This is a genomic window from Nocardia sp. NPDC004718 (assembly GCF_053601535.1).
Genome location: NZ_JBSGCA010000154.1, coordinates 1 through 1,454, shown reverse-complemented (window position 1 = coordinate 1,454; position 1,454 = coordinate 1). Strand labels below are relative to the sequence as shown.

Here is a 1,454-nt window from a genome sequence, read left to right as displayed (position 1 = left end):
CGGCTACGAGTCCGCTTACGCGGGAACCTCTTTCGCCACTCCGGACCAGCTCGGGTCACTGCGTTTGATAAACAGTTGCTTGGGCCTATTCACTGCGGCTGGCTTTTACACCAGCACCCCTTCTCCCGAAGTTACGGGGCTATTTTGCCGAGTTCCTTAACGAGAGTTCTCTCGATCACCTGAGGCTACTCGCCTCGACTACCTGTGTCGGTTTGCGGTACGGGTAGATATGACTTTACGCTAGAAGCTTTTCTTGGCAGTGTGACATCAGAGAGTTCGCAACCGTAGTTGCTTCCCCATCACAGCTCAATGTTAAAGAGAAATGCATTTGACACATCTCACACCTCACTGCTTAGACCAGAATCCATTAACTGGCATCTCTTAGCCTACTGCGTCCCTCCATCACGATCATATCTAGTACTGGAATATCAACCAGTTGTCCATCGACTACGCCTTTCGGCCTCGCCTTAGGTCCCGACTAACCCAGGGCGGACGAGCCTTCCCCTGGAAACCTTAGTCTTACGGTGGATAAGATTCTCACTTATCTTGCGCTACTCATACCGGCATTCTCACTTCTTAACGCTCCAGCACTCCTCACGGTATACCTTCATCGCGGTTAAGAACGCTCTCCTACCATTGATAAAATATCAATCCAAAGCTTCGGTAATATGTTTAGCCCCGGTACATTTTCGGCGCAGGGTCACTCGACTAGTGAGCTATTACGCACTCTTTGAATGATAGCTGCTTCTGAGCTAACATCCTAGTTGTCTGTGCAACCCCACATCCTTTTCCACTTAACATATATTTTGGGACCTTAGCTGTTGGTCTGGGCTGTTTCCCTTTCGACTACGGATCTTAGCACTCGCAGTCTGACTGCCGAACATGTGTATTAGCATTCGGAGTTTATCTGAGATTGGTAATCCTAGACGGACCCCTCACCCAAACAGTGCTCTACCTCCAATACACTTACATTTCGACGCTAGCCCTAAAGCTATTTCGGAGAGAACCAGCTATCTCCCAGTTCGTTTGGAATTTCTCCGCTATCCACAAGTCATCCAAACACTTTTCAACGTGTCCTGGTTCGGGCCTCCAGTGCGTCTTACCACACCTTCACCCTGCTCATGGATAGGTCACTAGGTTTCGGGTCTACATCATGATACTAAGTCGCCCTATTCAGACTCGGTTTCCCTACGGCTCCGTCTCTTCAACTTAACCTCGCATCATAACGTAACTCGCCGGTTCATTCTACAAAAGGCACGCTCTCACCCATTAACGGGCTCGAACTTCTTGTAGGCACACGGTTTCAGGTGCTATTTCACTCCCCTCTCGGGGTTCTTTTCACCTTTCCCTCACGGTACTGGTTCACTATCGGTCACTAAGAAGTATTTAGGGTTGGGAGATGGTCCTCCCGGATTCAAACTGGATTTCGCGTGTCCAGCCCTACTCAGGATACT

General features: G+C 49.4%; 1 rRNA gene. It reads right to left on the bottom strand.

The features are described 5' to 3' along the window. A 23S ribosomal RNA gene (locus ACWEH3_RS36055) occupies window positions 1–1,454 on the bottom strand; the annotation flags it as partial.